Source organism: Nocardioides cremeus, from assembly GCF_030518195.1.
Lineage (GTDB): Bacteria > Actinomycetota > Actinomycetes > Propionibacteriales > Nocardioidaceae > Nocardioides > Nocardioides cremeus.
The window spans coordinates 58,838-84,540 of the sequence record NZ_JAULSC010000002.1 but is presented as its reverse complement, the minus strand read 5'-3'; the positions used below and the strand labels follow the sequence as shown (position 1 = coordinate 84,540).

The 25,703-nt window shown below is 72.9% G+C and carries 35 protein-coding genes and 1 tRNA gene; 9 read left to right on the top strand and 27 right to left on the bottom strand.

Annotated features, from left to right (window positions below; all coding sequences use genetic code 11):
* Positions 1–46: 46 nt before the first annotated feature.
* The 7 genes from QWJ41_RS03370 to QWJ41_RS03340 form a co-directional block, all read right to left on the bottom strand.
* Positions 47–286, bottom strand: a complete 240-nt coding sequence (locus QWJ41_RS03370) for a hypothetical protein (RefSeq protein WP_302705761.1) — start codon at positions 284–286, stop codon at positions 47–49.
* A 76-nt stretch (positions 287–362) separates the two neighbouring features.
* Positions 363–686: a GroES family chaperonin gene (locus tag QWJ41_RS03365; RefSeq protein WP_302705760.1), complete on the bottom strand. Its 324-nt coding sequence runs from the start codon at positions 684–686 to the stop codon at positions 363–365.
* A gap of 50 nt (positions 687–736) precedes the next feature.
* Positions 737–985 (bottom strand): DUF3618 domain-containing protein, encoded by a 249-nt coding sequence (locus QWJ41_RS03360; protein WP_302705759.1) that lies wholly within the window; start codon positions 983–985, stop codon positions 737–739.
* Positions 982–1,800: an energy-coupling factor ABC transporter ATP-binding protein gene (locus tag QWJ41_RS03355; protein WP_302705758.1), complete on the bottom strand. Its 819-nt coding sequence runs from the start codon at positions 1,798–1,800 to the stop codon at positions 982–984. Before QWJ41_RS03355 ends, QWJ41_RS03360 begins: the two co-directional genes overlap by 4 nt.
* On the bottom strand, positions 1,797–2,480 hold the full coding sequence (cbiQ, locus tag QWJ41_RS03350) for a cobalt ECF transporter T component CbiQ (protein WP_302705757.1): 684 nt from the start codon (positions 2,478–2,480) through the stop codon (positions 1,797–1,799). The genes QWJ41_RS03355 and cbiQ overlap by 4 nt, the downstream gene beginning before the upstream one ends.
* Before the next feature lies 1 nt (position 2,481).
* Positions 2,482–2,823 carry a PDGLE domain-containing protein gene (locus QWJ41_RS03345; RefSeq protein ID WP_302705756.1) on the bottom strand — a complete coding sequence of 114 codons (342 nt, stop codon included), beginning with the start codon at positions 2,821–2,823 and terminating at the stop codon, positions 2,482–2,484.
* Positions 2,820–3,518 (bottom strand): energy-coupling factor ABC transporter permease, encoded by a 699-nt coding sequence (locus tag QWJ41_RS03340; protein ID WP_302705755.1) that lies wholly within the window; start codon positions 3,516–3,518, stop codon positions 2,820–2,822. The genes QWJ41_RS03345 and QWJ41_RS03340 overlap by 4 nt, the downstream gene beginning before the upstream one ends.
* A gap of 125 nt (positions 3,519–3,643) precedes the next feature.
* On the opposite strand from QWJ41_RS03340, the gene bcp reads away from it, so the two are divergent.
* Positions 3,644–4,123 carry a thioredoxin-dependent thiol peroxidase gene (gene bcp, locus QWJ41_RS03335; protein WP_302705754.1) on the top strand — a complete coding sequence of 160 codons (480 nt, stop codon included), beginning with the start codon at positions 3,644–3,646 and terminating at the stop codon, positions 4,121–4,123.
* On the opposite strand, the gene QWJ41_RS03330 is transcribed toward bcp, so the two are convergent.
* Together QWJ41_RS03330 and QWJ41_RS03325 are read right to left on the bottom strand one after the other, a co-directional pair.
* A complete protein-coding gene (locus QWJ41_RS03330; RefSeq protein WP_302705753.1) occupies positions 4,120–4,680 on the bottom strand; it encodes a GNAT family N-acetyltransferase in 561 nt (186 codons plus the stop codon). The two genes, bcp and QWJ41_RS03330, sit on opposite strands and share 4 nt — an antisense overlap.
* Complete coding sequence (locus QWJ41_RS03325) at positions 4,677–5,543, bottom strand: hypothetical protein (protein WP_302705752.1); 867 nt, start codon at positions 5,541–5,543, stop codon at positions 4,677–4,679. The genes QWJ41_RS03330 and QWJ41_RS03325 overlap by 4 nt, the downstream gene beginning before the upstream one ends.
* A gap of 21 nt (positions 5,544–5,564) precedes the next feature.
* Between QWJ41_RS03325 and QWJ41_RS03320 the strand changes: the two genes are divergently transcribed.
* A tRNA-Leu gene (locus QWJ41_RS03320) sits at positions 5,565–5,646 on the top strand.
* Positions 5,647–5,763: 117 nt separating this feature from the next.
* Here the strand turns inward: QWJ41_RS03320 and QWJ41_RS03315 are convergent.
* The 7 genes from QWJ41_RS03315 to murI form a co-directional block, all read right to left on the bottom strand.
* Positions 5,764–6,345 carry a 1-acyl-sn-glycerol-3-phosphate acyltransferase gene (locus QWJ41_RS03315; RefSeq protein ID WP_302705751.1) on the bottom strand — a complete coding sequence of 194 codons (582 nt, stop codon included), beginning with the start codon at positions 6,343–6,345 and terminating at the stop codon, positions 5,764–5,766.
* A 12-nt stretch (positions 6,346–6,357) separates the two neighbouring features.
* The gene (rdgB, locus tag QWJ41_RS03310; RefSeq protein WP_302705750.1) at positions 6,358–6,996 is read right to left on the bottom strand and encodes an RdgB/HAM1 family non-canonical purine NTP pyrophosphatase; all 639 of its coding nucleotides are present in this window, start codon (positions 6,994–6,996) and stop codon (positions 6,358–6,360) included.
* Entirely contained in the window at positions 6,993–7,715 is a 723-nt protein-coding gene (rph, locus tag QWJ41_RS03305; protein WP_302705749.1) for a ribonuclease PH, read from the bottom strand. Before rph ends, rdgB begins: the two co-directional genes overlap by 4 nt.
* Before the next feature lie 54 nt (positions 7,716–7,769).
* Positions 7,770–8,570 carry an ABC transporter permease gene (locus QWJ41_RS03300; RefSeq protein ID WP_302705748.1) on the bottom strand — a complete coding sequence of 267 codons (801 nt, stop codon included), beginning with the start codon at positions 8,568–8,570 and terminating at the stop codon, positions 7,770–7,772.
* On the bottom strand, positions 8,567–9,529 hold the full coding sequence (locus QWJ41_RS03295) for an ABC transporter ATP-binding protein (RefSeq protein ID WP_302705747.1): 963 nt from the start codon (positions 9,527–9,529) through the stop codon (positions 8,567–8,569). Before QWJ41_RS03295 ends, QWJ41_RS03300 begins: the two co-directional genes overlap by 4 nt.
* A 160-nt stretch (positions 9,530–9,689) precedes the next feature.
* Positions 9,690–10,499 carry an MBL fold metallo-hydrolase gene (locus tag QWJ41_RS03290; RefSeq protein WP_302705746.1) on the bottom strand — a complete coding sequence of 270 codons (810 nt, stop codon included), beginning with the start codon at positions 10,497–10,499 and terminating at the stop codon, positions 9,690–9,692.
* The gene (gene murI, locus QWJ41_RS03285; RefSeq protein ID WP_302705745.1) at positions 10,496–11,329 is read right to left on the bottom strand and encodes a glutamate racemase; all 834 of its coding nucleotides are present in this window, start codon (positions 11,327–11,329) and stop codon (positions 10,496–10,498) included. Before murI ends, QWJ41_RS03290 begins: the two co-directional genes overlap by 4 nt.
* Positions 11,330–11,531: 202 nt before the next feature.
* Here murI and QWJ41_RS03280 point away from each other — a divergent pair, with 202 nt between their 5' ends.
* The gene (locus QWJ41_RS03280) at positions 11,532–12,278 is read left to right on the top strand and encodes a PAS domain-containing protein (protein ID WP_302705744.1); all 747 of its coding nucleotides are present in this window, start codon (positions 11,532–11,534) and stop codon (positions 12,276–12,278) included.
* Here the strand turns inward: QWJ41_RS03280 and QWJ41_RS03275 are convergent.
* From QWJ41_RS03275 to QWJ41_RS03260, 4 genes are all read right to left on the bottom strand, one after another.
* Positions 12,275–13,222, bottom strand: coding sequence for a PLP-dependent cysteine synthase family protein (locus tag QWJ41_RS03275; RefSeq protein WP_302705743.1), 948 nt, complete (start codon positions 13,220–13,222; stop codon positions 12,275–12,277). The two genes, QWJ41_RS03280 and QWJ41_RS03275, sit on opposite strands and share 4 nt — an antisense overlap.
* A 17-nt stretch (positions 13,223–13,239) precedes the next feature.
* Positions 13,240–13,806, bottom strand: a complete 567-nt coding sequence (locus QWJ41_RS03270) for an NYN domain-containing protein (protein WP_302705742.1) — start codon at positions 13,804–13,806, stop codon at positions 13,240–13,242.
* A gap of 11 nt (positions 13,807–13,817) precedes the next feature.
* A complete protein-coding gene (locus tag QWJ41_RS03265) occupies positions 13,818–14,105 on the bottom strand; it encodes a MoaD/ThiS family protein (RefSeq protein ID WP_302705741.1) in 288 nt (95 codons plus the stop codon).
* Between the two features lie 86 nt (positions 14,106–14,191).
* Positions 14,192–14,620 carry a M67 family metallopeptidase gene (locus QWJ41_RS03260; protein ID WP_302705740.1) on the bottom strand — a complete coding sequence of 143 codons (429 nt, stop codon included), beginning with the start codon at positions 14,618–14,620 and terminating at the stop codon, positions 14,192–14,194.
* Between the two features lie 94 nt (positions 14,621–14,714).
* Here QWJ41_RS03260 and gdhA point away from each other — a divergent pair, with 94 nt between their 5' ends.
* Entirely contained in the window at positions 14,715–16,061 is a 1,347-nt protein-coding gene (gdhA, locus tag QWJ41_RS03255; RefSeq protein WP_302705739.1) for an NADP-specific glutamate dehydrogenase, read from the top strand.
* Between the two features lie 9 nt (positions 16,062–16,070).
* Here gdhA and QWJ41_RS03250 read toward each other — a convergent pair whose 3' ends face one another.
* From QWJ41_RS03250 to clpS, 3 genes are read right to left on the bottom strand one after another with little or no spacing between them, the layout of a single operon-like run.
* Positions 16,071–16,499: a hypothetical protein gene (locus tag QWJ41_RS03250; RefSeq protein ID WP_302705738.1), complete on the bottom strand. Its 429-nt coding sequence runs from the start codon at positions 16,497–16,499 to the stop codon at positions 16,071–16,073.
* Between the two features lie 26 nt (positions 16,500–16,525).
* Complete coding sequence (locus tag QWJ41_RS03245; RefSeq protein ID WP_302705737.1) at positions 16,526–17,110, bottom strand: DUF2017 domain-containing protein; 585 nt, start codon at positions 17,108–17,110, stop codon at positions 16,526–16,528.
* A gap of 3 nt (positions 17,111–17,113) precedes the next feature.
* The gene (gene clpS, locus QWJ41_RS03240) at positions 17,114–17,410 is read right to left on the bottom strand and encodes an ATP-dependent Clp protease adapter ClpS (protein WP_193667732.1); all 297 of its coding nucleotides are present in this window, start codon (positions 17,408–17,410) and stop codon (positions 17,114–17,116) included.
* A gap of 47 nt (positions 17,411–17,457) precedes the next feature.
* On the opposite strand from clpS, the gene QWJ41_RS03235 reads away from it, so the two are divergent.
* The 5 genes from QWJ41_RS03235 to QWJ41_RS03215 all read left to right on the top strand — a co-directional run bounded on the left by QWJ41_RS03235 (position 17,458) and on the right by QWJ41_RS03215 (position 22,120).
* A complete protein-coding gene (locus QWJ41_RS03235) occupies positions 17,458–18,765 on the top strand; it encodes a nicotinate phosphoribosyltransferase (protein ID WP_302705736.1) in 1,308 nt (435 codons plus the stop codon).
* A 9-nt stretch (positions 18,766–18,774) separates the two neighbouring features.
* Positions 18,775–19,350, top strand: coding sequence for an isochorismatase family protein (locus QWJ41_RS03230; protein ID WP_302705735.1), 576 nt, complete (start codon positions 18,775–18,777; stop codon positions 19,348–19,350).
* 19 nt (positions 19,351–19,369) lie between these two features.
* Positions 19,370–20,131: an enoyl-CoA hydratase gene (locus QWJ41_RS03225; protein WP_302705734.1), complete on the top strand. Its 762-nt coding sequence runs from the start codon at positions 19,370–19,372 to the stop codon at positions 20,129–20,131.
* Between the two features lie 175 nt (positions 20,132–20,306).
* Complete coding sequence (locus tag QWJ41_RS03220) at positions 20,307–20,879, top strand: ArsR/SmtB family transcription factor (protein ID WP_302705733.1); 573 nt, start codon at positions 20,307–20,309, stop codon at positions 20,877–20,879.
* Positions 20,876–22,120 (top strand): MFS transporter, encoded by a 1,245-nt coding sequence (locus QWJ41_RS03215; RefSeq protein WP_302705732.1) that lies wholly within the window; start codon positions 20,876–20,878, stop codon positions 22,118–22,120. Before QWJ41_RS03220 ends, QWJ41_RS03215 begins: the two co-directional genes overlap by 4 nt.
* A gap of 96 nt (positions 22,121–22,216) precedes the next feature.
* Here the strand turns inward: QWJ41_RS03215 and QWJ41_RS03210 are convergent, their stop codons facing one another.
* The 4 genes from QWJ41_RS03210 to hppD form a co-directional block, all read right to left on the bottom strand.
* Complete coding sequence (locus tag QWJ41_RS03210) at positions 22,217–22,747, bottom strand: DUF1697 domain-containing protein (protein WP_302705731.1); 531 nt, start codon at positions 22,745–22,747, stop codon at positions 22,217–22,219.
* Between the two features lie 53 nt (positions 22,748–22,800).
* Positions 22,801–23,472: a hypothetical protein gene (locus QWJ41_RS03205; protein WP_302705730.1), complete on the bottom strand. Its 672-nt coding sequence runs from the start codon at positions 23,470–23,472 to the stop codon at positions 22,801–22,803.
* Between the two features lie 77 nt (positions 23,473–23,549).
* Positions 23,550–24,278: a hypothetical protein gene (locus QWJ41_RS03200; RefSeq protein ID WP_302705729.1), complete on the bottom strand. Its 729-nt coding sequence runs from the start codon at positions 24,276–24,278 to the stop codon at positions 23,550–23,552.
* 142 nt (positions 24,279–24,420) lie between these two features.
* Complete coding sequence (gene hppD / locus QWJ41_RS03195) at positions 24,421–25,647, bottom strand: 4-hydroxyphenylpyruvate dioxygenase (protein WP_302705728.1); 1,227 nt, start codon at positions 25,645–25,647, stop codon at positions 24,421–24,423.
* Positions 25,648–25,703: the final 56 nt, after the last annotated feature.

Below are 25,703 nucleotides of genomic sequence, written 5' to 3'. Positions count from 1 at the left end.
GGTGACGTGCGTTACGCACGCGTCCTACCCCGTCGGACCGCGGGCGTCAGCGGGGGTCGATGTCCTGGTGCAGCCGCAGCTCGGCGTGCAGCGCGTAGGGCACCGGCAGCCGGCGCTGCTCGAGCTCGTGCACCAGCGCCTCCAGCGAGCGGCGCAGCTCGAGGTGCGCGCGGCCCAGGTCGTCGCGCCGGCCGGGGTCCTGGCGGCGCAGGGCGACCTCGTCGCGTGCCGATCGCACCCGCTCCCGCAGCATGCTCAGCGCCAGGTCGTTGCCGGTCTCGTGCACGTGTCCCCCTGTCGGGCCGGCTCGGCCCTGTGGTCGTGCTGCCAGACTACGCGGCCCGCGTGGTGCCGGGGCCGGCTCACAGGTAGAGGCCGGTGGCCTGGTCGCCGACACGCTCGGCGGCCACGGCGTGCACGTCGCGCTCGCGCATCACCACGTAGGTCTCGCCGTGCACCTCGACCTCGGCCTTGTCCTCGGGCCCGAAGAGGACCCGGTCACCGACCTCGACCGCGCGGGCCTGCGGGCCCACCCCGACGACCCGGGCCCAGGCCAGGCGCTGGGCGCCCATGGCGGCGGTGGCGGGGATGACGATGCCGCCCGAGGAGCGACGCTCGCCGGCCTCGGTGTCGAGCTCGACCAGCACCCGGTCGTGCAGCATCTTGATCGGAGTCTTCTCGCTCATGCGCTGCCGGTCGCTCGGGGTGCTGGGTGTGCCGGGTGTGCTGTGGCTGCTCAGGACGTGATCTTGCGGACCGCGACGAACGCGACGACGACGCCCACGACGGCACCGACGGTCTTGAGGATGTTGTCGGTGCGCGGCTCGCCGGTCTGCGGGTCGACGTAGTGGGCCTTGATGCTCCAGATCTCGCGGCCGACGATCGTCTTGGGGCTCGCCCGGTGCAGCAGCTGGTCGATGGTGCCCGCCAGTCGCTCGCGGGTCTCCTCGATCTCACGCTCGAGGGCGCTGGGGTCCGTGGTCACGTCGTCACGCTATCAACACCGGACCCCGACCCGTGACCACCCCGGGAGGCGGCGGGCGGCGCCCCGACGGTGCGGGGGTCGAAGCCGAAGGGCAGCTCGAGGCGGTGGGCCCGCATCAGCGCGTCGTCGGTGAGCACGTCGTAGGTGGCGCCGTCGGCGACCACCTGGCCGTCGTGCAGCACCACCGAGCGCGGGCAGAGCTCGAGGGCGTAGGGCAGGTCGTGGGTGACCATCAGCACCGTCACGTCGAGCGCGCGCAGCACGTCGGCCAGCTCGCGGCGCGAGGCCGGGTCGAGGTTCGAGGACGGCTCGTCGAGCACCAGCACCTCGGGCTCCATGGCCAGCACGGTGGCCACGGCCACGCGGCGGCGCTGGCCGAAGGAGAGGTGGTGCGGCGGCCGGTCGGCGTACGCCGCCATCCCGACCTGCTCGAGCGCGGCCATCACCCGGGCCTCGAGCGCGGCGCCGCGCAGGCCGAGGTTGTGCGGGCCGAACGCGACGTCGGCGCGGACGCTGCCCATGAAGAGCTGGTCGTCGGGGTCCTGGAAGACGATCCCGACGCGGCGGCGCACCTCCTGCAGGTGCTCCTTGCCGACCGGCAGCCCGCTCACGCTGACCGAGCCGGCGCCGGCGGTGTGGATGCCGTTGAGGTGCAGCACCAGTGTGGTCTTGCCCGCTCCGTTGGGCCCCAGCAGCGCCACCCGCTCGCCGCGGTGCACCTGCAGGTCGACGCCGTAGAGGGCCTGGTGGCCGTCGGGGTAGGCGTAGGCGAGCCCGCGCACGTCGAGGACGGGCGGCTCCCGGCCCGCGCTCACCGGTGACCGCCGTGCTCGGGCATGGTGCCGGTGTAGCCGCGCGAGAGCATCGCCAGGTGCACGCGCTCGCCGCGCTCGTAGGAGCGGATGAACAGCGCGCCGGTGGAGCGGGCGATCACCGGCCACTGCCGCGGGTCGCGGGCGCTGAAGCCGCGCGACTCGCGCGCCACCCGCATCCGCTGCATCTCGCCGGTGACCACGTCGAGGTAGCGCACCATGAACGACATGATCTGCACCAGCAGGCTCGGCACCCGCAGCCGCTCCAGGCCGGCGAGCAGCGCCTGCGGCTCGGTGGTGGCGGCCAGGGTCAGCGAGGCCAGCACGCCCAGGGTGGCGGTGGCCAGGATCCCGAAGGCGGCCAGCAGGCCGGGGCGGCTCAGCGAGAGGCCCAGGACCTCGACCTGCTCGCCGTAGGCCACGAACGGCAGCACCAGCGCGAAGACCACGAACGGCACCTCGACGACCATCCGCTTGAGCAGGTAGGTGGGCGGCACCTGCGACAGCGCCACCACCCCCAGCAGCACCAGCAGGTAGGCGCCGAAGGCGGCGAACCAGTGGTCGGGGGTGGCCACGACGACCAGCATGAAGCCCAGCAGGCCCAGCAGCTTCAGGTGCGCCGGGGCGCGGTGCAGCGGCGAGTGCCCGTGGTAGTGCAGACGGTGCCCGTGCCCAGCGCCCACCTCAGGGTCCCGTCTGGTCGAGCGGCTCGCCGGCGCCGGGGCGGCGGCGTACGACGGCGGTGAGGGCGGTGCCCAGCACCAGGACCACCAGCACGCCCGCGACCCCGGCGACGGCGCCGCCCAGGTCGCCGTCGACGAACCCGGCGTCGTAGCCGGCGAACGGCCCGTCGGCCGCGCCGTGCTCGGTCTCGGTCTCGGCGAAGCCCTGGTCCTGCGAGACCTTGGTCAGTCCGTCGGGGGTGGAGGCGGCGTAGAGGCTCACGACCCCGGCCAGCAGCAGCGAGACCAGCAGGGCGCCGACGACGACGGCGCGGGTGCTGACGGTGCGGCGCCCGGCGCTCATGCGGTGGCTCCGGTGGTCTCGGTGCGGATCTCGAGGGTGCGCTCGGCCAGCACGGGGCGTGCGCCCCGCACCAGGTCGGGGCGCACCGCGATGATGCCGGCCACGGCCAGGAAGGTGATCAGGCCCTCGCCGATCCCGATGAGCGAGTGCACCCCCACCATCGCCGTGGTCAGGGTGTCGAGCGGCACCGGGGCGGCCCCGCCGACGGCGTAGAGGGCCACGAAGAGCAGCGAGGCCACCGGCACGGAGGCGAACGCGCCGATGCCGGCCAGCACCGGCACCAGGGCGAGCCGCTTGGGCAGCACCGCCTGCAGGCCGCGGAAGACCCCGTAGCCGACGACGACGGTGGCCAGGCCCATCACGGTGATGTTGGTGCCGATCGCGGTGATGCCGCCGTCGGCGAACATCAGGGTCTGCACGACGAAGACGACGCTGGTGGCCAGCACAGCCGTCCACGGCCCGACGAGCACCGCGGCGACCGCGCCGCCCATCAGGTGGCCGCTGGTGCCGGCGCCGACCGGGAAGTTGAGCATCTGGGCGGCGAAGACGAAGGCGGCCACGAGGCCGGCCATCGGGGCGGTGCGGTCGTCGAGCTCGCGGCGGGCCCCGCGCAGCGAGACCCCGATGGCAACGACGGCCACGACGCCGGTGGCGATGGAGGTGGGGGCGTCGAAGAACCCGTCGGGCACGTGCATGGCCGCTCCTGATCAGGTCTCGGGGTGGGGCTAGGTTGGACGCCGGTCGGGCGTCACCGCCCACCCTACGTTGTTGCAAATAGTTCGCAACAAGCCCCGGACCGGATTGCCCCCAGGAGGATCCCTTGACCACGACCCCCGCCCCGCGCCTGTCCCCCGGCGACCCGGCCCCCGACTTCACGCTGCTCGACGACGCTGGCAACGAGGTCTCCCTGTCGTCGCTGCGCGGGCGCAAGGTGGTCGTCTACTTCTACCCCGCGGCGATGACCCCCGGCTGCACCAAGCAGGCCTGCGACTTCACCGCGACCCAGGACGCCTTCCGCGAGGAGGGCTACGAGGTGCTGGGCATCTCCCCCGACAAGCCCGAGAAGCTCGCCCGCTTCCGCGACAAGGAGGCGCTGGGCATCCGGCTGCTCTCCGACCCCGACAAGACCGTGATGAGCGCCTGGGGCGCCTTCGGGGAGAAGAAGATGTACGGCAAGGTCGTGCAGGGAGTGATCCGCTCGACCTTCGTGGTCGACGAGCAGGGCGCGGTCGAGGTGGCGCAGTACAACGTCAAGGCCACCGGCCACGTCGCCAAGCTGCGCCGCGACCTGTCGCTCTAGGCGTCGGTGACCAGCCGGGCGTGCAGGTGCTCGTCGTGGTGGCGGCCGTCGGCGTAGCGGAACGACTGGCGCAGCGTGCCCTCCAGCGCGAACCCGGCGCGCCGCGCCACCGCGCACGACGCTTTGTTCTCCACGGCGTGGAAGAGGTGGGCGCGGTGCAGGCCCAGCCGCTCGAAGCCGTACGCCGCCGCTGCCGCGGCCGCCGCGGCGCCCACCCCGCGCCGCCGGGCCCACGGCGCCACCCAGTAGCCGACCTCGGCGTCACCCTGGTCGCGGTCGATCTTGTGCAGCGAGACCGAGCCCAGCAGCCGGCCCGCCGGCTCCGGACCGGCCCCGACGGCGGCGACCGCCCACGAGACGTGCGTGCCGGCGCTCCAGTCGTTGCGCTCGCGCATGAAGGCCAGCGCACCCTCGAGCGGGCCGGGGTTCCAGGTGACGATCTCGGGGTCGGCGAAGACCTCCGCCAGGTCGGCCTCGTCGCTCCAGTCGAAGGCGCGCAGCACGATGCCGTCGCCGGTCCACGGCTCGGGCGCTGCCGGCCCCGGGCCGGGCGTCACAGGCCGCAGCTCTCTCGCACGAAGGCGACCGCGCTCGCCGAGGCACGATCGTCCATCCGCACCAGCAGCTGACCCGCCTGGCCGTCGAGGCGCAGGCCGACACGGAAGGCGGTCGAGCCGCCGCCCTCCATGAACACGTGGTCGTCGCAGCGCGCCGCCTGCGCCTCCAGGGCGATCCGCACCGGGTCCCCGTCGCTGCGCACCCGCACCGCCGGCGACCAGTACGCGGCCCGCGCAGCGCCCAGGAGCGGCGTACCGCTGATGGTGTCGATGACGAGCACGTGCCCCGCGGCACCGCTCGGGCGGACCTCGAGCACCATCGTGGCCGTGCTCCCGCGACCGCCGTCGTGGCGCACCGGCAGCCAGCGCAGGTCCACCGCCTGCGCCACGGCACGCTCGAGGCAGCGGGCGGCCAGGTGACGACCGAGCACGTCGGTCTCGTCGTCGACCGGCACGCTCCACTCGCCCCGGTCGGAGCGCACCTGCACCTCCTGGGTCCCCCGCTCCGCGCTGCGGGGACCGCAGGTCGGGGGCGGCAGCGCCAGCACGAACCCGAACCGGGCGCCGTCGGGCACCTCCCGCAGCCGAGCGCCCGCGAGCGGCGTACGCAGCCGGTCGTCGCGGTAGGTCACCGCGGTCGGCAGCAGCGCCGCACCCGAGTTGTTCTCGACCCAGACCTGCATCTGCCCACGCGCCACGTCGAGGGACGACTGGCGCAGCTCGGCCGCCAGCCCGACCTCGACACCGGTGGTGGTCGCGGGCGTCGGGGTGGGCGCGGCAGCCTCCGGCTCGGGGTCGCCGCAGCCGCCCCCGAGCAGCACCGGCGCGAGCAGCAGCAGGCCCGCCAGACGCGTGCGCCCCATCGCCCTAGACTCCCACCTGCAGCCGGAGTGGTGGAACAGGCAGACACGCAGGTTTTAGGTACCTGTGCCCCAGGGCGTGCGGGTTCAAGTCCCGCCTCCGGCACGAGCAGTCACTTTCTCACCATCGACCGGTCACTTTCGCACCCTCGACCGGTCGATCCAGTCCCTGCGGCAGGTGCAGAAGTGACCGCTGGGTGGTGCGAACCTGACTGCTCGTGGGTCAGGCCGGGCCCTCCTCCTTGAGGCGGGGCTCGGTGGTCTGCTCGGGCTTGAGGCCGGTCTTGTCGGCGTAGAACTCGCGGATGCGGTCCATGTCGGCCGAGACGTCGCCGGTGAGCGGGAAGGTCGGGCCCCAGCCGACGCGGCGGGTGAGCTTGTCGACGAAGGCCAGCGTGATCGGCAGCCCGGTCTGCTGGGAGATCCGGTAGAACCCGGACTTCCAGTACTCCCCCTTGCTGCGGGTGCCCTCGGCCGCGATGCCGAGCAGGAACGTCTCGTCGGTCTCGGCGTCGGCGATCAGCTCGCGGATGGTGCCACCGGGGTTGGCGCGGTCGAGCGGCACCGCGCCGGTCGAGCGCAGCACCCAGCCGATCGGGCCCTTGAAGAACTCCTTCTTGACCAGCAGCCGGATGGTGACCCTGCTGTCCCAGGCGAGCAGCAGGGTCAGCACCCAGTCCCAGTTGGAGGTGTGGGGCGCGCCGACGAGGACGCCCTTGCTGGGCACCTCCCCCACCGTGCGCCAGCGCACCAGGCGCAGCAGCAGTCGGGCGAGGGGGCGACGCAGCAGGAAGGGACGGGTCACGGGGGCAGCCTCTCAGACGGAGCCGTCGAGGCGGGCCGCCACGAGCGGGGCGATCTCGCGCAGGGCGCGACCGCGGTGGGAGACCCGGTCCTTCTCGGCCGGGTCGAGCTCGGCGCTGGTGCGCTCGGGCTCGCTGTGCTCGTCGGCCACGAAGAGCACGTCGTAGCCGAAGCCGCCCTCGCCGCGCAGCTCGTCGATCACGGTGCCGTTCATCCGGCCCTCGACGACGAGCTGGCCGTGCTCGCCCGGTCCGTCGACGTAGGCGACCGCGCAGGCGAAGTGGGCGCCGCGGCGCACCTCGGGCACGTCGGCGAGCTGGGCGAGCAGCAGCGCGTTGTTGGCCGCGTCGTCCTTGGCCGGGCCCGCCCAGCGCGCCGACAGCACGCCCGGCATCCCGTTGAGGGCGTCGACGCACAGGCCCGAGTCGTCGGCCAGCGTCGGCAGCCCCGTCGCGGCGTGCCCGGCGCGGGCCTTGAGCAGCGCGTTGCCGGCGAAGGTGGGCTGGTCCTCGACCGGTTCGTCGTACGCCGCCACGTCGTCGAGGCCGACCACCTCGAGGTCGGGCGCGTGCTCGCGCAGGATGCGCTGCATCTCGGCGATCTTCTTGGCGTTGCGCGAGGCCAGGTGGATGCGTGGCCGCCCGGTGCTCATCGTGCGAGCGCCTCCTGCTGCAGGCGGGTCAGGTCGACGCAGCCCTGCGCGGCCAGGTCGAGCAGCGCGTCGAGCTCGGCGCGGTCGAAGGCGGCGCCCTCGGCGGTGCCCTGCACCTCGACGAAGGAGCCGGCGCCGGTCATCACGACGTTCATGTCGGTCTCGGCGCGCACGTCCTCGACGTAGGGCAGGTCCAGGCGCGGGGTGCCGTCGATGATGCCGACCGAGACAGCGGCGACCGATCCTGTCAGCGGCTCGCCCTTGAGCGCGCCGGTCGAGCGCAGGTGCGAGACCGCGTCGGCGAGCGCGACGTAGGCGCCGGTGATCGCGGCGGTGCGGGTGCCGCCGTCGGCCTGCAGCACGTCGCAGTCGAGCTGGATGGTGTTCTCGCCCAGCGCCTCGTAGTCGACGACCGCGCGCAGGGAGCGCCCGATCAGCCGGCTGATCTCGTGGGTGCGCCCGCCGATGCGGCCCTTGACCGACTCGCGGTCGGAGCGGGTGTTGGTCGCGGCCGGCAGCATCGCGTACTCCGCCGTCACCCAGCCCAGGCCCGAGCCCTTGCGCCAGCGCGGCACGCCCTCGGAGGCCGAGGCGGCGCACAGCACCTTGGTGCGGCCGAACTCCACCAGCACCGAACCGGCGGCGTGGTCGAGCCAGTGGCGGGTGATCGTGATCGGGCGGAGCTCGTCGTCGGCGCGGCCGTCCTCGCGTGCAGTCATGCGGGCGACCCTAGCCAGCCGCGCCGACGAGGCGCGTGCCCGGGCGGTGCCGGGCTACTTCGGCTCGGCGCGCAGCAGGCGCAGCAGCCCGAGCACGAACGGCAGTACCAGCCAGATCAGCCCCGAGGTGACCAGCTGCGCGGTCTCCTCGCCGGTCGGCACGTAGTCGCCCTCGAAGAGGGTCGCCTGGGCGGTGTTGAACTCGATCCACGGCGCCAGGTCGGCGAACCACTCCTGGAAGGCGCCGAGGATGGCCACGGCCGTCGGCAGCACCAGCGTGTAGATGAAGTAGGTGACGATCGCCGCGGGGGTGTTCATCAGCAGCATCGCGATGGCGAAGCCGAGCACGATGCCGATCAGGTTGGCCACCACGAAGCCGTTGACCAGCAGCCCCGTCTCGACGCTCCACTCGGCGCCGGCGATCAGCGCGCCCAGGCCCGCGACCGCGGCGGCCAGCACGATCAGGGAGGCGCCCAGGACCAGCGCGGCCAGGAACTTCGCCAGGACAACGCGCGGGCGGTGCGGCTCGAGGGTGAAGGTCACCAGGCCGGTGCGCTGGCTCCACTCGCTGGTGACCATCAAGATCACCAGGATGGGCAGGAAGTAGCCCAGCACGCTGCCCGAGACCAGCAGGAAGTCGCCGTAGGTGAGGCCGCCCCCGTCGGAGATGAGCGCGAAGATCACCACGATCGCCAGGCACAGCGCGACGATCGAGCCGGTGAACCAGCGCCCGGCGCGGGTGTCGAGGCTCTTGCGCAGCTCGACCGAGACCAGGCGGCCCAGCGGGACGCGCGGGGTGGAGCTGATGTCGAGGGCACCGGGCGTGCCGGGGACGGGTGCGATGGTGGCGCTCATGCGTGGACTCCCTGCTGGCTGGACTGCTGGCCGGGCTGCTGGCCGGACTGCTGGGTGGCGGCCTCGGGGTGGCCCTCGCGCTGGGTGCCGGCGGTGAGCTCGAGGAAGAGGTCCTCGAGCCCGGCCGAGCCGCTGCGCAGGTCGGTGAGCACGATGCCGTGCTCGGCGGCGGCGCGGCCCACCTCGACGGTGGCGCACTCCGCGCGCAGCCCCTCCCCCGACACCGTCACGCCGACGCCCTTGTCGCGCAGCACCTGGGCCAGGCGGTCGTTGTCGGTGGCGGTGACCAGGGCCGCGGCGGCCTGGCCCTGCAGCAGGGTCTTCTTGTCGCCCTGGGCGACCACCCGGCCACGGCCGATGAGGATCATCTCGTCGGCGATCTGCTCGACCTCGTGCAGCAGGTGGCTGGAGAGCAGCACCGTGCCGCCGCGGTCGGCGTACCCCTTGAGCAGCCCGCGCATCCACCGGATGCCGGCGGGGTCGAGGCCGTTGGCGGGCTCGTCGAGGATCAGCACCGACGGGTCGCCGAGCAGCGCGTGCGCGATGCCGAGGCGCTGGCGCATGCCGAGCGAGTAGTTGCGCACCCGGCGCTTGGACTCCGCGCCGGTCAGCGAGACCAGCTCGAGCATCTCGTCGACGCGGCTGTCGGGCAGCCCCATGGTGCGCGCACCGATGGTCAGCACCTCGCGTCCCGTGCGCCCGGCGTGCTGCGCGGAGGCGTCGAGGAGCACGCCGACGTGGCGGCCGGGGTTGGGGATGTCCTGGTAGGCGTGCCCGCCGATCGTCACCGTGCCGCTGGTCGCCGGGGTCAGCCCGACCATCACCCGCATGGTGGTGGTCTTGCCGGCGCCGTTGGGCCCGAGGAACCCGGTGACCCGGCCCGGCTGGGCGGTGAAGCTGACGTCGTCGACGGCCGCGAACGCGCCGTACTTCCTGGTGAGGTGATCCACGATGATCATGGCTCTCACCCTGCCCGACCCGGGGTGCCTCGCGCACGTCGACCCGGCGAAAGCTGCATGAATCCCCGGCCGGCCGGGGACTCCGTCGCTTGTCGGGTGTTGCAACCCCTGACAAGCGCAGGAGTACCCGGATGGCCGGGGACTCCTGCAGCCCGCCGGGTCAGAGCTCGTAGACCGCCCCGGCGGTGGCCAGCTCGGTGGGGCCGCCGAAGACGGCGACCGCCTCGGCCAGGGCGTCGGCGGGGTCGAACCAGGGCGGGACGTGGGTGAGGACCAGGCGGCCAACCCCGCCGCGGGCCGCAGCCTCGCCGCAGTCGGCGCCGGTGAGGTGGATGTGGGGCGGGTTGTCGTCGCCGGAGCGGAACGACGCCTCGGCCAGCAGCAGGTCGACCCCGTCGGCGACGGCGTCGAGGCCGGGGCAGGGCGCGGTGTCGCCGGAGTAGCCGATGGTCACGCCACCCACCGAGATGCGCAGCCCGAAGGCGTCGACGGGGTGGTCGACGGGGATCGCCTCGACGTGGAAGGGGCCGATCCGCACCGGCTCGCCCCAGACCCGGAAGTCGAACTCCTCGCGCATCCCGGGGTCGGGGTCGAGGTCGTAGCCTCGCGCCAGCCGGTCGGCGGTGTCGGCGGGCCCGTGCACCGGCAGCAGCGGCTGCGGGCCGGAGGGGTGGTAGCGGCGCAGCACGTGGTAGCCGCACATGTCGAGGCAGTGGTCGGCGTGCAGGTGGCTCAGCAGCACCGCGTCGATGGCCAGCGGGTCGGCGTAGCGCTGCAACGCGCCCAGCGCCCCGTTGCCGAGGTCGAGCACCACCCGCCAGGTGCGCGGCCCGGTGCCGTCGTCGTGCTCGGCCTCGAGCAGGTAGCAGGACGCCGGCGAGTCGGGCCCCGGGTAGGAGCCCGAGCAGCCGACGACCGTGAGCCGCAGCGACGTACCGGCGCCCGAGCGCGTGGTCATGCCCGTGCTCATGCGAGGCTCTCGTGGCGCGGGGCGAGGCTGGTGGCCGCCACCATCTCGGGGCCCAGGAAGCGCCGGCCCACGGCCGCGAACTCCTCGGGCTCACCGGTGGTCAGGAACGAGTGCCGCGGCTCACCGCCGTCGCGCAGCAGGTCGTTGACGACGAGCATCTTGAAGACGTCCTTGGCGCACTCCTCGGCCGAGCTCACGAGGGTCACGCCGTCGCCCATCACGTAGGAGATGATGCCGGTCAGCAGCGGGTAGTGGGTGCAGCCGAGGATCAGGGTGTCGACCCCGGCCTCGCTCAGCGGGTCGAGGTACTCGTGGGCGGCCGCCAGCAGGTCGTCGCCGGCGGTGACACCGGCCTCGACGAAGTCGACGAAGCGGGGGCAGGCGCGGGTGCTCAGCTCGAGGTGCGGCGCCGCGGCGAACGCGTCGTCGTAGGCCATCGACTCGGCGGTGGCCCGGGTGCAGATCACGCCGATCCGCCCGTTGCGGCTGGCGGCCACCGCGCGCCGGGTGGCGGGGTAGATCACCTCGACGACGGGTACGTCGTAGCGCTCGCGGGCGTCGCGCAGCATCGCGGCGCTGGCGGAGTTGCAGGCGATCACCAACGCCTTCACACCGGTCTCGACCAGGTGGTCGAGGCACTCCAGAGCGTACTCGCGCACCTGCCCGATCGGCCGGGGGCCGTAGGGCTGGCGGGCGGTGTCGCCGAGGTAGACCACCGACTCGTGCGGCAGCTGGTCGATCACCGAGCGGGCCACGGTCAGGCCGCCGAAACCGGAGTCGAAGATCCCGATCGGGGCGTCCTTCGACGGCGTGGTGGACTCTGGCGGCACGGGTGAAGGGTAGGCGCAGAATCCTCGGCCCGCACGCAGGCGCGAGGCAGGTCACGCCGTGGGGCCGGCCACAGGGACGACCATGGGGACGGCCACGGGGACGGCCACGGGGACAGCCACGGGGACAGCCAGGGCGTGGGTCGCTGGGTGAAATGTCCCGCGAACGCCCCCACCGCCCGCCGGGTCGGCGCACAGTGAGGTGATGACGACCGACGAGCAGGTCACCGCACTGCAGGAGCAGCTGGCGCGCCAGAGCGCTGCCAGGCACCTGGCCGAGCAGCAGCTAGCCGACCTGGCGGCCCGCGTCGACAACGCGCAGCGGCTGGCGACGATGGGCGACTACGACTGGCACGTGGCCAGCGACACCAACACCTGGTCCGACGAGCTGTTCCGCATCTACGGCTACGAGCCCGGCGCGATCGAGCCGTCGTACGCCGTCTTCCTCGAGCACGTCCACCCGGACGACCGGGAGCGGGTGACCGCGGCCCACCAGCACGCCTACGCCACGGGCGAGCCCTACGAGATGGTCGAACGGATCGTGCGCCCCGACGGGCAGGTCCGCCACCTCTCCAGTAACGGCCAGGTCGTCTGCGACACCGACGGCACCCCGCTGCGCCTGCGCGGCACCTGCATCGACATCACCGACCGGGTGCTGGCCGAGCAGGAGCGCGAGGAGGCCGCCCGCCAGCTCGGCGAGATGCACCAGCGGCGCCGCCAGGCATCGGAGATCAACGACAACGTGGTGCAGGGCCTGACCGCGGCGCTGTACGCCGGCCAGCTGGGCGACCACGAGCGTGCTGCGGAGTACGTGCAGCAGACCCTGGCCGCCGCGTGCCGGATGATGACCGAGCTGATGGACGCCCCGGGCGCCGACGACCCCGCCCTGGTGCGCTCACGGGCCGCCGAGGTGGGCGGCAGCCCGACGGGGGCCGCAACCCAGCCGGCCTAGGCCCAGAGCTGGCCCTCGAGCCGGTCCTCGGCGTCGTCGACGGTGCCCTCGTAGGCGCCGGTGGACAGGTACTTCCAGCCGCCGTCGCAGACGATGAAGGCGATGTCGGCGCGCTCGCCGGCCTTGACCGCCTTGGCGGCCTGGCCCAGGGCGGCGTGCAGGATCGCGCCGGTGGAGACGCCGGCGAAGATGCCCTCGAGCTCGAGGAGCTCGCGCACCCGGCGCACCGCGTCGCGGGGACCGACGGAGAAGCGCGAGTCGATCAGGTCGGCGTCGTAGAGCTCGGGCACGAAGCCCTCGTCGAGGTTGCGCAGGCCGTAGACGAGCTCGCCGTAGCGCGGCTCGGCGGCCACGATGCGCACCTCGGGCTTGGCGCGGCGGAAGAACCGGCTGGTGCCCATCAGGGTGCCGGTGGTGCCGAGCCCGGCGACGAAGTGGGTGATCTCGGGCAGGTCGGCCAGCAGCTCGGGGCCGGTGGTGTCCTCGTGCGAGAGCGCGTTGGCCTCGTTGCCGTACTGGTAGAGCATCACCCAGTCGGGGTGCTCCTGCGCGGTCTGCTTGGCCACCCGCACCGCCTCGTTGGAGCCGCCCGCGGCGGGCGAGGAGATGATCTCGGCCCCCCACATCCGCAGCAGCTGGCGCCGCTCCTCGGAGGTGTTCTCGGGCATCACGCACACGATCCGGTAGCCCTTGAGCTTGGCGGCCATCGCCAGGGAGATGCCGGTGTTGCCGCTGGTCGGCTCGAGGATCGTGCAGCCGGGGCGCAGGGTGCCGTCGCGCTCGGCCTCCTCGATCATCCGCAGCGCCGGGCGGTCCTTGACCGAGCCGGTGGGGTTGCGGTCCTCGAGCTTGGCCCACAGGCGCACGTCGGGGCTCGGCGAGAGGCGCGGCAGCCCGATGAGCGGGGTGCCGCCCACGGAGGCGAGCAGGTTGTCGTAGCGCATGGTGTGGCGAAGGCTCCTCAGCGAAGGAAGTAGGCCGGGTCGAACTCCTCGAGCGGGATGATCCGCACCCGCGGCAGCGGGGAGAGGAAGGCCGCGACGTCGTCCTCGAGGTCGTGCACCTCGAGACCCAGGCCGGTCAGGGCGGTGCTCATGAACTCGCGCAGTCCCAGCAGGCCCACGCGGTGCCCGGCGTCGAGCAGCGCCCCGGCCTGCGGCGCGAAGTCGCCGTCGTGGCTGCACAGCAGCACGTCGACCGGGTCGTCGTCGCCGCGCTGGGCGATCGCCTCCAGCGTGCGCTGGATGCCGACGTCGACGACCTTCACGTCGTGCCCGCCAGACAGCGGGACCGGGCGGTAGCCCATCGCCAGCAGCGCCTGCACGAACGGCGTGTGCAGCTGGCCGCTGGAGGCGTTGAGGAAGAACAGCCCCTGGGTGGGCTGGCCCCACAGCCGCTCGGCGTACGTCGTGACCCGCTCCCAGCGGGGGCGCTCCTCGGGGGTCGGTCGCCGCCCGAGGAGCGAGTTGCCGAGCGTCGCGTCGATGTTCTCGCCGTCGACGATGACGAAGGTACGACGCTCGGTCACGTCAGCGCCGCTCAGCAGCCGCCGGCGACGGCGGGCAGCACGACGACCTGGTCGCCGTCGCTGAGCGGGGCCTCGAGGCCGCCGATGAAGCGGACGTCCTCGTCGTTGACGTAGATGTTGACGAAGCGGCGCAGGTCGTCCTTGCCGTTCTTGTCCTCGACGAGGCGCTCCTTGATGCCGGGGTGGTTGGCCTCGAGGTCGTCGATGAGGGCGCTCAGGCTGGCACCGTCACCGTTCACGGCCTTCTCGCCTCCGGTGTAGGTGCGCAGGATGGTCGGGATACGGACCTCGATGGACACAGGTGCTCCTAGCTCGTTCGGGGCTGGTTCTGGCTGGTTCTGGGGTTCTGCTGGGGGTTGAGACTCGTGCGGGACCGCTGTCGCACTCAGGGGAGCGCGTCGAGGACGGCGACGTCCTCCTCGCTGACCTCGCCGTCGACGATCCTGTAGGACCTGAACTCCACAGGGCCGTCGTTATTCCCGTGCTCGCGGGTGCTGACGAGCACGTAGTGCGCCCCGGGCTCGCTCGCGAGCCCGATGTCGGTGCGCGAGGGGTAGGCCTCGGTGGCGGTGTGCGAGTGGTAGATCACCACCGGCTCCTCGTCGTTGTCCCACATCTGCTTGTAGAGCTCGAGCAGCTCGGTGGGGTCGAACTCGTAGAAGGTCGGGCTGCCCGCGGCGTTGACCATCTCGACGTGGCGCTCGGGACGGTCGCTGCCCTCGGGGCCAGCGACGATGCCGCACGCCTCGTCGGGGTGGTCGCGCTTGGCGTGCGCGACGATGGCGTCGTACGTCGTCCGGTCGATGCTCAGCACCGCTCCAGCCTAGGGGGTCGGCTCAGGAAGGCCGCCGCGGTCTCGGGGTCGGGCACCACCCCATGGTGGTGCACCGGTCTCCTAGGGTGCCTCCATGACCTCCCTCGACCCCGTGCTCGACGAGCACTACGCGACCGTCCTGGCCCGCAACCCCGGTGAGCGCGAGTTCCACCAGGCGGTGCTGGAGGTCCTCGAGACCCTCTCCCCCGTGGTGCGACGCCACCCCGAGTACGCCGACCAGTCGGTGATCGAGCGCATCTGCGAGCCCGAGCGGCAGCTGATCTTCCGGGTGCCGTGGGTCGACGACCGGGGCGTGGTGCAGGTCAACCGGGCCTTCCGCGTGGAGTTCAACTCCGCGCTGGGCCCCTACAAGGGCGGGCTGCGCTTCCACCCCTCGGTCTACCTCGGGATCGTGAAGTTCCTCGGCTTCGAGCAGGTCTTCAAGAACGCGCTGACCGGCATGCCCATCGGCGGCGGCAAGGGCGGCTCCGACTTCGACCCCAAGGGCCGCAGCGACGGCGAGGTGATGCGCTTCTGCCAGTCGCTGATGACCGAGCTCTACCGCCACCTCGGCGAGTACACCGACGTGCCGGCCGGCGACATCGGTGTCGGCGAGCGCGAGATCGGCTACCTCTTCGGGCAGTACAAGCGGATCACCAACCGCTACGAGTCCGGCGTGCTGACCGGCAAGGGCCTGGCCTACGGCGGCTCGCAGGTGCGCAAGGAGGCCACCGGCTACGGCACCGTCTTCTTCACCGAGCAGATGCTGGCCGCGGCCGGCAAGGGCATCTCGGGTCGCCGGGTGGTGGTCTCGGGCTCGGGCAACGTGGCCATCTACGCCGCGGCCAAGGCCGCCGAGCTGGGCGCGCAGGTGGTGGCCTGCTCCGACTCGTCGGGCTACGTGGTCGACGAGGCCGGCCTCGACATCGACCTGCTGCGCCGGGTCAAGGAGGTCGACCGGGCCCGCATCTCGGCGTACGCCGACGAGCGCGAGGGCGCCCGCTACGTCGAGGACGGCGACGTCTGGGAGGTGCCCTGCGAGGTGGCGCTGCCGTGCGCGACCCAGAACGAGCTCGACGCGGGGGCCGCGACCACCCTGGTCGAGAACGGCGTCCTCGCGGTCGCCGAGGGCGCCAACATGCCCTGCACCCCCGACGCGGTCGACGTCTTCCAGAAGGGCGGCGTGCTCTTCGCGCCGGGCAAGGCCGCCAACGCCGGCGGCGTGGCCACCAGCGCCCTGGAGATGCAGCAGAACGCCTCGCGCGACTCCTGGACCGCCCAGCACACCGAGGAGCGGCTGCACCAGATCATGGCCGGCATCCACGAGAGCTGCGCGAGCAGCGCCGAGGAGTACGGCACTCCCGGCGACTACGTGGCCGGCGCCAACATCGCCGGCTTCCGCAGGGTCGCCGACGCGATGCTGGCGCTCGGGGTCGTCTGACCCTCGGCCTCAGCGCTGCTCCCGGTCGCGCACGCAGTCGGGGCCCGTGCGCTGGCCCGGGCACTCGCGCGGCAGCGTGTGCTGGGCCAGCGCCACGAGCAGCGCCGGCAGCACCAGCGTGGCGACCAGCCCGCCCGCCAGGAGCCGTCGAGAGCCGCGAGGGCGACCGGGCGCGAGCAGGCCGGTCGCCAGCGCGGTCACCAGTCCGGCGGCCAGCGCCACGGCGAGCACGACCAGGGACGCAGCGGTGAGCTCGACCTGGCTCATCGACGCCGGTGCGAGCGTGAGGACCGGCTCGCACATGACCCGCCCGTACGCCGAGGCCGGGGACACCATCGGCCCCTCGCTCTCGAAGCCCGGGCAAGGGTCGTCGAGGACGGTCCAGGCGACCAGCAGCGCCAGGCCGGCCACCGCGTCGGCCACGGTCGCGGCCGCCACCACTGCGAGCCCGAGCCAGCGGCCCCTCAATGGCTCAGGGCGTCGACCAGGGTCTCCTGCAGGTAGCCGACCCACTCGTAGATGTCGTGGGCCTGCGAGCGCGGGTCGTCCTCGGGCAGCGAGAGCCAGTAGTCCTCGTCGCCCTCCTCGACGTCGAGGCGGGTGGCCAGCGCCAGGCGCAGGTCGGCGAAGGAGCGCAGCCACCTGGTGGCCACGTCGTGCTCGAGCTCGACGTCGATCATCAGCCCGTCCTCGTCGAGCTCGTGCGGCAGCCCGGCCTCCTCGAGGGTGTCGATGATCGAGCAGGCAGCGGCGGCCTTGCTGTCGCGCAGCGCGCCCTCGGTGAAGCGGCGGAACTCGCCGGCCGCCTCCTCGTCCTCGGTGTAGGCGGTCGGGAAGAGCCGGGCCAGCACCGGGTCGTCGGGCGCGGTGGTGGGCCCCGAGAAGTCCATCATCGCCTCGAGGGGGTCGCGGTCGTCGTCGGGCACGGCCGCCTCGTTGCGCAGCAGCTCGACGAGCTGCGAGGCCAGCGAGCGCAGCAGGTCGGCCTCGAAGCCGGTGAACGTGGCGATCACCCGCTTGCTGCGGCGGTGGCGTGCGAAGGCGCTCACGGCTCAGTCGTCCTTCTGCATCGTGGCCCACAGGCCGTACTCGTGCATGGCCTGCACGTCGCGCTCCATCTCCTCGCGGCTGCCCGCCGAGACCACTGAGCGACCCTCCTCGTGGACCTGCATCATCAGCTTCTCCGCCTTCTTCTTGGAGTAGCCGAAGTAGGAGCGGAAGACGTAGGCGACGTAGCTCATCAGGTTGACCGGGTCGTTCCACACGATCGTCACCCACGGGGTCGCGGGGCTGAGGAGCTCGTCGGGGGTCGTGGTCGGCTCGACCTCGACCGGGCTGGGCGCGGACACGCCACCATGCTTGCACAGCGGCGACGGGTGATCCCTAGGGTGGGCACGTGACCGGGTCGACCGCGCTGCTCACCGACCACTACGAGCTGACGATGCTGCAGGCCGCCCTGGCCGCCGGCACCGCCGAGAGGCGGTGCGTCTTCGAGCTGTTCTCGCGCTCGCTGCCCGACGGGCGCCGCTACGGCGTGCTCGCCGGGGTCGGGCGGGCGCTCGAGGCGCTGGAGTCGTTCCGCTTCGAGGAGGAGTCGCTGGCCGCGCTCGACGGGGTCGTCGACGACCGCACCCTGTCGTGGCTGGCCTCCTACCGCTTCTCCGGCGACGTGCGCGGCTACGCCGAGGGCGAGACCTACTTCCCCGGCTCCCCGCTGCTGCAGGTCGAGTCGAGCTTCGCCGAGGCCGTGCTGCTCGAGACCCTGCTGCTCTCGATCTACAACCACGACTCGGCCATCGCCGCGGCGGCCTCGCGGATGACCCGCGCCGCCGGCGAGCGCCCGTGCATCGAGATGGGCTCGCGGCGCACCCACGAGGAGGCGGCGGTGGCCGCGGCCAGGGCGGCGTACGTCGCGGGGTTCGAGGCGACCTCGAACCTCGCCGCCCGGCAGCGGTGGGGGGTCCCCTCGACCGGCACCTCGGCGCACAGCTTCACGCTGCTGCACGACAGCGAGGCCGACGCGTTCCGCGCCCAGGTCGACTCGCTGGGGGTCGGCACGACGCTGCTGGTCGACACCTACGACGTGGCCGAGGCGGTGCGCCTGGGCGTCGAGGTCGCCGGGCCCGGGCTCGGCGCGGTGCGCCTGGACTCCGGCGACCTCGCGGTGCTCGCCCACCAGGTGCGCGCCCAGCTCGACTCGCTCGGTGCGCAGGAGACGCGCATCGTGGTGACCAGCGACCTCGACGAGTACGCGATCGCGGCCCTGGCCGCCGCCCCCGTCGACGGGTACGGCGTCGGCACCCAGCTGGTCACCGGCAGCGGGCACCCGACCTGCGGGATGGTCTACAAGCTCGTGGCCCGCGAGGACCGGCACGGCGACCTGGAGCCGGTGGCCAAGCGCAGCAGCAAGAAGGCCTCCTTCGGTGGCCGCAAGTGGGCGCAGCGCCGCATCGGCGCCGACGGGTGGGCCGAGGCGGAGGTGGTCGGCACCGGCGAGGCGCCGGCGCCCGGCGCCGACTCCCGCGACCTGCTGGTCGACCTGGTGCGCGGCGGCGAGGTGGTGGGCCGCGAGCCGCTCGCGCAGGCCCGCGAGCGCCACCACGCCTCCCGCGAGGAGCTGCCGCTGGCCGCGCAGTCGCTGGGCCGCGGCCGGCCGGTGCTGCCCACCGAGCGGGTGGATGCCGCCGCACCGGCTCGTGGCTAGGGTCGCGCCATGACCCGAGCACTGATCGTCGTGGACGTGCAGAACGACTTCTGCGAGGGCGGCTCGCTGCCCGTGACCGGGGGCGGGCAGGTGGCGCGCGACGTCGACGCCCTCCTCAAGCAGTGGGTGGCGGGCGGACCCGAGGCTCCCGGCTGGGACCACGTGGTGGCCACCAAGGACCACCACGTCGACCCCGGCGAGCACTGGTCGAGCGAGCCCGACTTCGCCACCTCGTGGCCGGTGCACTGCGAGGTCGGCACCGACGGCGAGCAGTTCCACCCCGACCTCGACCCCACGCCCTTCGAGGCCGTCTTCCTCAAGGGCCGCCACGAGGCGGCGTACTCGGGCTTCGAGGGCCACGACGACGACGGCGCCACGCTGGCCGACTGGCTGCGCCGGCGCGGCGTGACCGAGGTCGACGTCTGCGGGCTGGCCACCGACCACTGCGTGCGTGCGACCGCCCTCGACGCGGTCGCGGCCGGGTTCGACACCCGGCTGCTGAGCCAGCTGTGCGCCGGCGTCGCGCCCGAGACCACGACCGCCGCGCTCAGCGACCTCGAGGCCCACGGGGTGCAGGTTGCCTGACCAGGGCTCCGTCCCCGGCTTGGCGGTCGACCTCGCCGACGGGGTGCTGACCGCACGCTTCGACCGGCCCGAGGTCTTCAACGCCGTGTCCGGGGAGATGATGCTGGGCCTGGCCGACCTGCTCGAGTCGGTGCCGGCGCGCGACGACGTGCGCGTGGTGGTGCTCACCGGCACCGGGCCCGCCTTCTGCACCGGCGCCGACATCAGCGGCGAGGCCGCCCACGAGCGCTTCGACGTGCGCGCCATGGACGTGACCAACCGGGTGGTGCGCGCGGTCGTGGCCTGCGACCGGCCGGTGCTGGCGGCCGTGAACGGCATCGCCGCGGGTGTCGGGTGCTCGCTGGCGCTGGCGGCCGACCTCAGCGTCGCGGCCGCGTCGTCGTCGTACCTGCTGGCCTTCACGCGCATCGGTTTCATGCCCGACGGCGGCGCCTCGGCCACCGTCGCCGCGTCGATCGGCCGCGCGCGGGCGATGCGGATGGCGCTGCTCGCCGAGCCGCTCTCGGCCCAGGAGGCCTACGACGCCGGGCTGGTCACCCACCTGGTCGCCGACGACGAGCTCGCCGACCTGGTCGCCACCCTGGCCCGGCGCCTGGCCTCCGGGCCGCCGCTGGCCCTGGCCGCCACCAAGAAGGCCGTCAACGCCGCCACCCTGCTCCCCCTCGAGGACGCCCTCGAGCGCGAGCGCAGCGGCCAGAGCGTGCTGATGCGCACCGCCGACGTCGCCGAGGGGATGGCCGCCTTCTCCGAGCGCCGCCGTCCGGTCTTCCGCGGCGAGTAGGTGCACGAGCAGTCACCTTCGCACCACCGACCGGTCACTTCTGCACCCCGCTGTGGGCTGAAAGTGACTGGTCGATGGTGCAGAAGTGACCGCTCGTCCGCGACTCCCCAATAACTGCTTGACAGTCGCGAGCAGGGCAGCGTCTACTACTGTCCAAGACTTCTTGGAGGGTGAGATGACGGACGAGATCGCGGCCATGCGGGCCATCGCCCACCCGGTGCGGCTGCGGATCCTCTCGCTGCTGACCGGGACGGCGATGAGCGCGGCCGAGGTGGCGCGCGAGCTCGGCCTGACCCACGCCAACGCCAGCTACCACCTGCGTCTGCTGGCCGATGCCGACGAGCTGGTCGTCGACGGCGAGGAGAAGATCCGCGGGGGCGTGGCCAAGCGCTACCGCTACCCGCACGAGCGCGACCTGGAGCCGGGCGAGCCGGGGGCCCAGCGCCGGCCGGGCGCGCCCTCGGCGTACCTGCGCGCCCTGGGCAAGGAGCTCGAGCGGCGCAGCCGGTCGCGCCGGCCCTCCACCCCCGGCCTGAGCAGCGACCTCGAGGGCTGGGTCGACGAGGAGACCTGGGAGGAGGTGCTCGAGCTGCTGATGCGCGCCTCGCGGCTGGTGCACGAGCGCAACCGACCGCCGCGCACCGAGGGGACCGTGCACGTGAGCGCCACCGCCCTGGCCTTCCGGATGGACGACGACGTGGCTGCTGCCGAGGGCGCAGACGAAGCAGATGGCGGGGCCGGGCGATGAGCAGCACCGGCGCGCTGGCACCGCTGGGCGAGCGCAACTTCCGCCTCTACTTCGCCTCCCGCGTCGTCAACCTGATGGGCGCCCTGATGGCGCCGGTCGCGCTGGCCTTCGCGGTGCTGCAGATCAGCGACTCCCCCACCGCCCTGGGCGTGGTGCTGGCCGCGCACAGCATCCCGATGGTGGTCTTCCTGCTCGTCGGCGGCGTGCTGGCCGACCGGTTCGGACGCACCCTCGTCATCCAGAGCTCCAACGTCGTGGCCGGGCTCAGCCAGCTCACCATCGCAGCGCTCGTCATCACCGGCGAGGCCCAGATCTGGCACGTCGTGCTGCTCACCGCGGTCAACGGCGTCGCGGCCGCAGCCGCCCTGCCGGCGCTGGCAGGAGTACTGCCCCAGCTGGTGCCACGCGACCAGCTGCAACCGGCCAACGTGCTGGTCTCGATGGCCGGCGGCGGCCTGGCAGTCGTCGGCCCGACGGTGTCGAGCCTGCTCGTGGTCGGCGTCGGGCCCGGCTGGGCACTGGGGGTCGACGGCGTGACCTACCTGGGCGCCGCGGCGCTGCTCTCGCGCATCCGCCTGCCCCGCCCGGTGCGCGCGGCCGGCTCGTCGGCCCTCGTCGACCTGCGCGAGGGGTGGACCTACTTCCGCACCACGCCCTGGCTGTGGGTGGTCGTGCTGGCCTTCAGCATGATCTGCGCGGTCCACCAGGGCGGCTTCTTCACCCTCGGTCCGGCCCTGGCCAAGGGCTCCGCGCTCGGCGAGCGCGGCTGGGGGCTCATCCTGTCGGCCGAGGCCCTCGGGCTGCTGGTGGCCGGGCTGGTGCTGCTGCGGGTGCGGCTGGAGCGCCCCCTCTTCTGGGGCATGCTCGGCACGGCGGCGTACGGCGCCCCGCTCATCGCTCTCGGTCTCACCGACGACCTGGGCATCGCGCTGCTGGCCGCGCTCGGCGCCGGGGCCGGCATCGGCGTCTTCGAGCTGGCGTGGAACCTGGCGATGCAGGAGAACGTGCCGCCCGACATGCTGTCTCGGGCCTTCTCCTACGACGCGCTCGGGTCGTTCGCAGCGATCCCCTTGGGCCAGCTGCTGGCCGGGCCGCTCGCGGTCGCCTTCGGGCTGCAGCGGGTGATGCTGGTGGCCGGTCTGCTGCTGACGGCGGTCGCCCTGCTGACCCTGCTCTCGCGCAGCGTCCGTGACCTGCCGCGCGAGCCGCAGGCGCAGGGCGCCCCCATGGCCTCCGCCTGACCCAGGGATCCGCCGGGTCGAGTGACCCCCCAGGCACCTCCTGAGGTGGCCCGGGCGTGCCTGGCGGGTCACTCGAACGGCGAAGACGTCGCCGTGTCAGCACCAGCGCTCGACGAGCGTGCGCAGCACGGTGGGGTTGCGGGTGGTGGCGACCGTGCCCAGCACCTTCTCGACGAGGTTGTTGCCGAGCCGCATGCCGTGCACGCCGTCGGCGCCGACGAGCAGGTGCACGGCGCGGCCACCGAGGACCACCCGCTCCCCCTCCCCCGCCCGGGCCTGCAGCGCCGCGAGCGCCTCGGGTGCGGGGCGTTCGCGCAGCAGCGCGACGTAGTGGTGGCCGTCGTGCTCGATCGCCGTGGCGGCGGCGTCAACCTCGCGCAGCTCGTCGGGGGTGAGCACGAGCGTGGGGACCTCGAAGCCGCGGTCGGCCAGGAACGCCGCCTCCAGGGCGGCCTCGATGCGGGCGGTGGAGCGCATCGAGGTCTCCAGCCGCACGTTGCCGGTGTTGAGGTGGGTCAGCACGCCGGTGAAGCCGGCGCCCTCGACCGCGGCCACCACGTCGTCGCGCGGGAACTTCCGCTTGGCCCCGAGGTTGATGGCGCGCAGGAACGCGATGCGGGTGCTCATGCCCGCGATCCTGCCCGACGATCACCCCTGGAGCGGCAGCCCCAGCCCGGTTGTCAGCCGGACTTGGTGTTGACGGTGATCTTGGCGATGCCGACGAGCAGCTGGTCGGTGACCGCCTTGGTGCCGTAGGTGTCGTTGAGCAGGCCGGCGGCCACGTCGGAGATGAAGACCTTGGTGCCCTCGAGCACCGCGAACTTGCCGTCCTTGATGGTGGCGAGCTCGTTCAGCGTGCGGCCGTCGAGCCGGAAGAGGTAGGCGCTGGTGACGGCGGTCTGGCCGTTGACGGCCACGTCGCCGTACACCCGGGACACGCCGGGGTCGACGTTGAAGTTGCTCAGCCGCACGGTCGTGCCGCCGGCGGCCAGGGTGAGCCCCGAGCCCTCGTGCTGCAGCTGGCCGATGACGTACGGCGAGACCTCGCCCGGGGTGAAGACCGAGACGTTGCCGCCGCTGATCGGGAAGACCAGCGAGCCCTTGACCAGCTTGGCGCCACCGGTGACGCCGGGCGTCAGGCCCAGCGAGCCGAGCGCGTCGGTGAAGCCCTTGTCGAGCTTGATGGCGGTGTTCTTGCCCTTGACGGCGGCGATCTCGGCGACGGGCTGCGGCGGGGCATCGCTCGAGGCATCGGCGTCGTCGCCGCAGGCCGACAGCGGCAGGGCTAGGGCGAGCACGGCGGCGCCGGCGGCGAGCCGGCGCAGGTGACGGGAGGGCGGGCGCAGGGCCATGACGGGATCCGTTCGGAGGGAGCAAGGGGGACGGTGACTGTTCGTCACCGTCCCCCCTCCCGGATGGGTCGAGCCGCTCAGGCGGGCAGGTCGACCGTGATCTCCGCGATGCCGACGAGCAGGCCGGCCTCGACCGCGTCGGTGCCGAACGTGTCGTTCAGCAGCCCGGCGGCGGGCTCCGAGATCTTGACCTCGGTGCCCTCGAGGATCGCCTGGTCGCCCTGGACCTCGAGGGGGTTGAGCGTGCGACCGTCGAGCTGGAAGAGGAACGCGCTCTCGACGGCGACCTTGCCGTTGACCAGGACGTCGCCGTAGACGCGGGAGACGCCCGGGTCGACGTTGAGGTTCTCGAGCTGCACGGTGGTGTCGCCGGCGCTCAGCGAGAGCCCGGAGGAGACGTGCTGCAGCTGGCCGATGACGTACGGCGACACGGCGCCCGGCTCGAAGACGGTCACGTTGCCGCCGGTGATCGGGAAGCTGAGCTCGGCGCCCTCGAGGGTCGCCTCCCCGATCGTGCCCGGCTGCAGCTTGAGCTGGGTCAGTGCGTCGAGGAAGCCCTGGTCGAGGGTGATCTGGGTGTCCTCGCCGGTGAGCGACTCGATGGCCGCGACGGGCTCGGGCGCACCGGCCTCGGAGGACTCGGAGGACTCGGAGGTGGTGGCCGCGGCTGCGGCGTCACCGGCGTCCTCCTCGGTGCCGCAGGCGGTGAGCGGCAGGGCGACCAGCGCGGTCGCCGCGAGGCCCCCCACGACGCGACGGACGCGACGGGTGCCGGTGGTGCGGTGGGTGCTGGTGGTCGAGCGCATGGGTGCTCTCCCTGTCTGTGTCGAGACTGTTGCTTCGTACACAGGGGGTTCGCGGGGCCCGACGGGAACGGATGGGTGTCGCGGGTGGTGATCCGGATCACCCCGGCGAGCGCCCACCGGCCACCCACCACCGACAGACCGCTCAGAGGTTGCCGCGCAGCTCCTGCTCGCGCTCGATCGCCTGGAAGAGCGCCTTGAAGTTGCCCTTGCCGAAGCCGAGCGAGCCGTGCCGCTCGATGAGCTCGTAGAAGACCGTGGGTCGGTCGCCGATCGGCTTGGTGAAGATCTGCAGGAGGTAGCCGTCCTCGTCGCGGTCGACCAGGATGCCGCGCTTCTTCAGCTCCTCGATCGGCACCCGCACCTCGCCGATCCGCTCACGCAGGGCCGGGTCGTCGTAGTAGGAGTCGGGGGTGTCGAGGAAGGCGATCCCGTTGTCGCGCAGGATGTCGACCGATCGCAGGATGTCGCCGGTAGCCAGCGCGATGTGCTGGCAGCCCGCGCCGTCGTAGAACTCCAGGTACTCGTCGATCTGCGACTTCTTCTTCGCGATCGCGGGCTCGTTGAGCGGGAACTTCACGCGGTGGTTGCCGCTGGCCACGACCTTCGACATCAGCGCGGAGTAGTCGGTGGCGATGTCGTCACCGATGAACTCGGCCATGTTCGTGAAGCCCATGACCTTGTTGTAGAACTCCACCCACTCGTCCATCCGGCCGAGCTCGACGTTGCCGACACAGTGGTCGACGGCCTGGAAGAGCCGGCGCGGGTGACCCTCGCGGCGGGTCACCGCGGTCGTGCGCGCCTCGAAGCCGGGCAGGTAGGGGCCGGTGTAGCGCGAGCGGTCGACCAGGCTGTGGCGGGTCTCGCCGTACGTCGCGATGGCTGCCATCCGCACCGTTCCGTGCTCGTCGGAGATGTCGTAGGGCTCGTCGAGGATGGTGGCCCCGACCGAGCGGGCGTGCTCGATGCAGCGGTCGACGTCGGGCACCTCGAGGGCCAGGTCGACGACGCCGTCGCCGTGCTTGCGGTGGTGCTCGAGCAGCGGGCTGTCGGGGGTGACGCCGCCGGCGAAGACGAAGCGCGCGCTGCCCGAGCGCAGCACGTAGACCTTGGCGTCGCGCAGCCCGGTCTCGGGGCCGCGGTAGGCCTCGAGGTCCATCCCGAAGGCCAGCTGGTAGAAGGTCGCGGTCTGGGTGGCGTTGCCGACCACGAAGCACACGGCGTCCATCGCGGTGACCGGGAACGGGTCGCTGCTGGCGTCGTACTCGACGAGGCCGACGAGCTGGCGCAGCTGGTCGAGGGTCAGGTCGGCCTTGAGCTCGTCCTCGGTGAGGGCGCCGCCGGTGGTGGGGGTCTCGTGCGTGGTGGTCATGGGGACAGCGTGGTCAGGCAGGGCAGAGTGTGCAACAGTACGCCGACACGCTGGGC

What these genes read in the sequence shown, in the direction of transcription:
- QWJ41_RS03200 (WP_302705729.1), bottom strand. Translation starts at nt 24,278, where the DNA reads ATGCGCTCGACCACCAGCACCCACCGCACCACCGGCACCCGTCGCGTC.
- QWJ41_RS03345 (WP_302705756.1), bottom strand. Translation starts at nt 2,823, where the DNA reads ATGAGCGCCGGGCGCCGCACCGTCAGCACCCGCGCCGTCGTCGTCGGC.
- QWJ41_RS03275 (WP_302705743.1), bottom strand. Translation starts at nt 13,222, where the DNA reads ATGCGCTACGACAACCTGCTCGCCTCCGTGGGCGGCACCCCGCTCATC.
- gdhA (WP_302705739.1), top strand. Translation starts at nt 14,715, where the DNA reads ATGACCTCCCTCGACCCCGTGCTCGACGAGCACTACGCGACCGTCCTG.
- QWJ41_RS03340 (WP_302705755.1), bottom strand. Translation starts at nt 3,518, where the DNA reads ATGCACGTGCCCGACGGGTTCTTCGACGCCCCCACCTCCATCGCCACC.
- QWJ41_RS03365 (WP_302705760.1), bottom strand. Translation starts at nt 686, where the DNA reads ATGAGCGAGAAGACTCCGATCAAGATGCTGCACGACCGGGTGCTGGTC.
- QWJ41_RS03205 (WP_302705730.1), bottom strand. Translation starts at nt 23,472, where the DNA reads ATGGCCCTGCGCCCGCCCTCCCGTCACCTGCGCCGGCTCGCCGCCGGC.
- QWJ41_RS03215 (WP_302705732.1), top strand. Translation starts at nt 20,876, where the DNA reads ATGAGCAGCACCGGCGCGCTGGCACCGCTGGGCGAGCGCAACTTCCGC.
- hppD (WP_302705728.1), bottom strand. Translation starts at nt 25,647, where the DNA reads ATGACCACCACGCACGAGACCCCCACCACCGGCGGCGCCCTCACCGAG.
- QWJ41_RS03230 (WP_302705735.1), top strand. Translation starts at nt 18,775, where the DNA reads ATGACCCGAGCACTGATCGTCGTGGACGTGCAGAACGACTTCTGCGAG.
- QWJ41_RS03300 (WP_302705748.1), bottom strand. Translation starts at nt 8,570, where the DNA reads ATGAGCGCCACCATCGCACCCGTCCCCGGCACGCCCGGTGCCCTCGAC.
- QWJ41_RS03325 (WP_302705752.1), bottom strand. Translation starts at nt 5,543, where the DNA reads ATGGGGCGCACGCGTCTGGCGGGCCTGCTGCTGCTCGCGCCGGTGCTG.
- QWJ41_RS03210 (WP_302705731.1), bottom strand. Translation starts at nt 22,747, where the DNA reads ATGAGCACCCGCATCGCGTTCCTGCGCGCCATCAACCTCGGGGCCAAG.
- QWJ41_RS03280 (WP_302705744.1), top strand. Translation starts at nt 11,532, where the DNA reads ATGACGACCGACGAGCAGGTCACCGCACTGCAGGAGCAGCTGGCGCGC.
- QWJ41_RS03295 (WP_302705747.1), bottom strand. Translation starts at nt 9,529, where the DNA reads ATGATCATCGTGGATCACCTCACCAGGAAGTACGGCGCGTTCGCGGCC.
- QWJ41_RS03290 (WP_302705746.1), bottom strand. Translation starts at nt 10,499, where the DNA reads ATGAGCACGGGCATGACCACGCGCTCGGGCGCCGGTACGTCGCTGCGG.
- rdgB (WP_302705750.1), bottom strand. Translation starts at nt 6,996, where the DNA reads ATGAGCACCGGGCGGCCACGCATCCACCTGGCCTCGCGCAACGCCAAG.
- QWJ41_RS03220 (WP_302705733.1), top strand. Translation starts at nt 20,307, where the DNA reads ATGACGGACGAGATCGCGGCCATGCGGGCCATCGCCCACCCGGTGCGG.
- rph (WP_302705749.1), bottom strand. Translation starts at nt 7,715, where the DNA reads ATGACTGCACGCGAGGACGGCCGCGCCGACGACGAGCTCCGCCCGATC.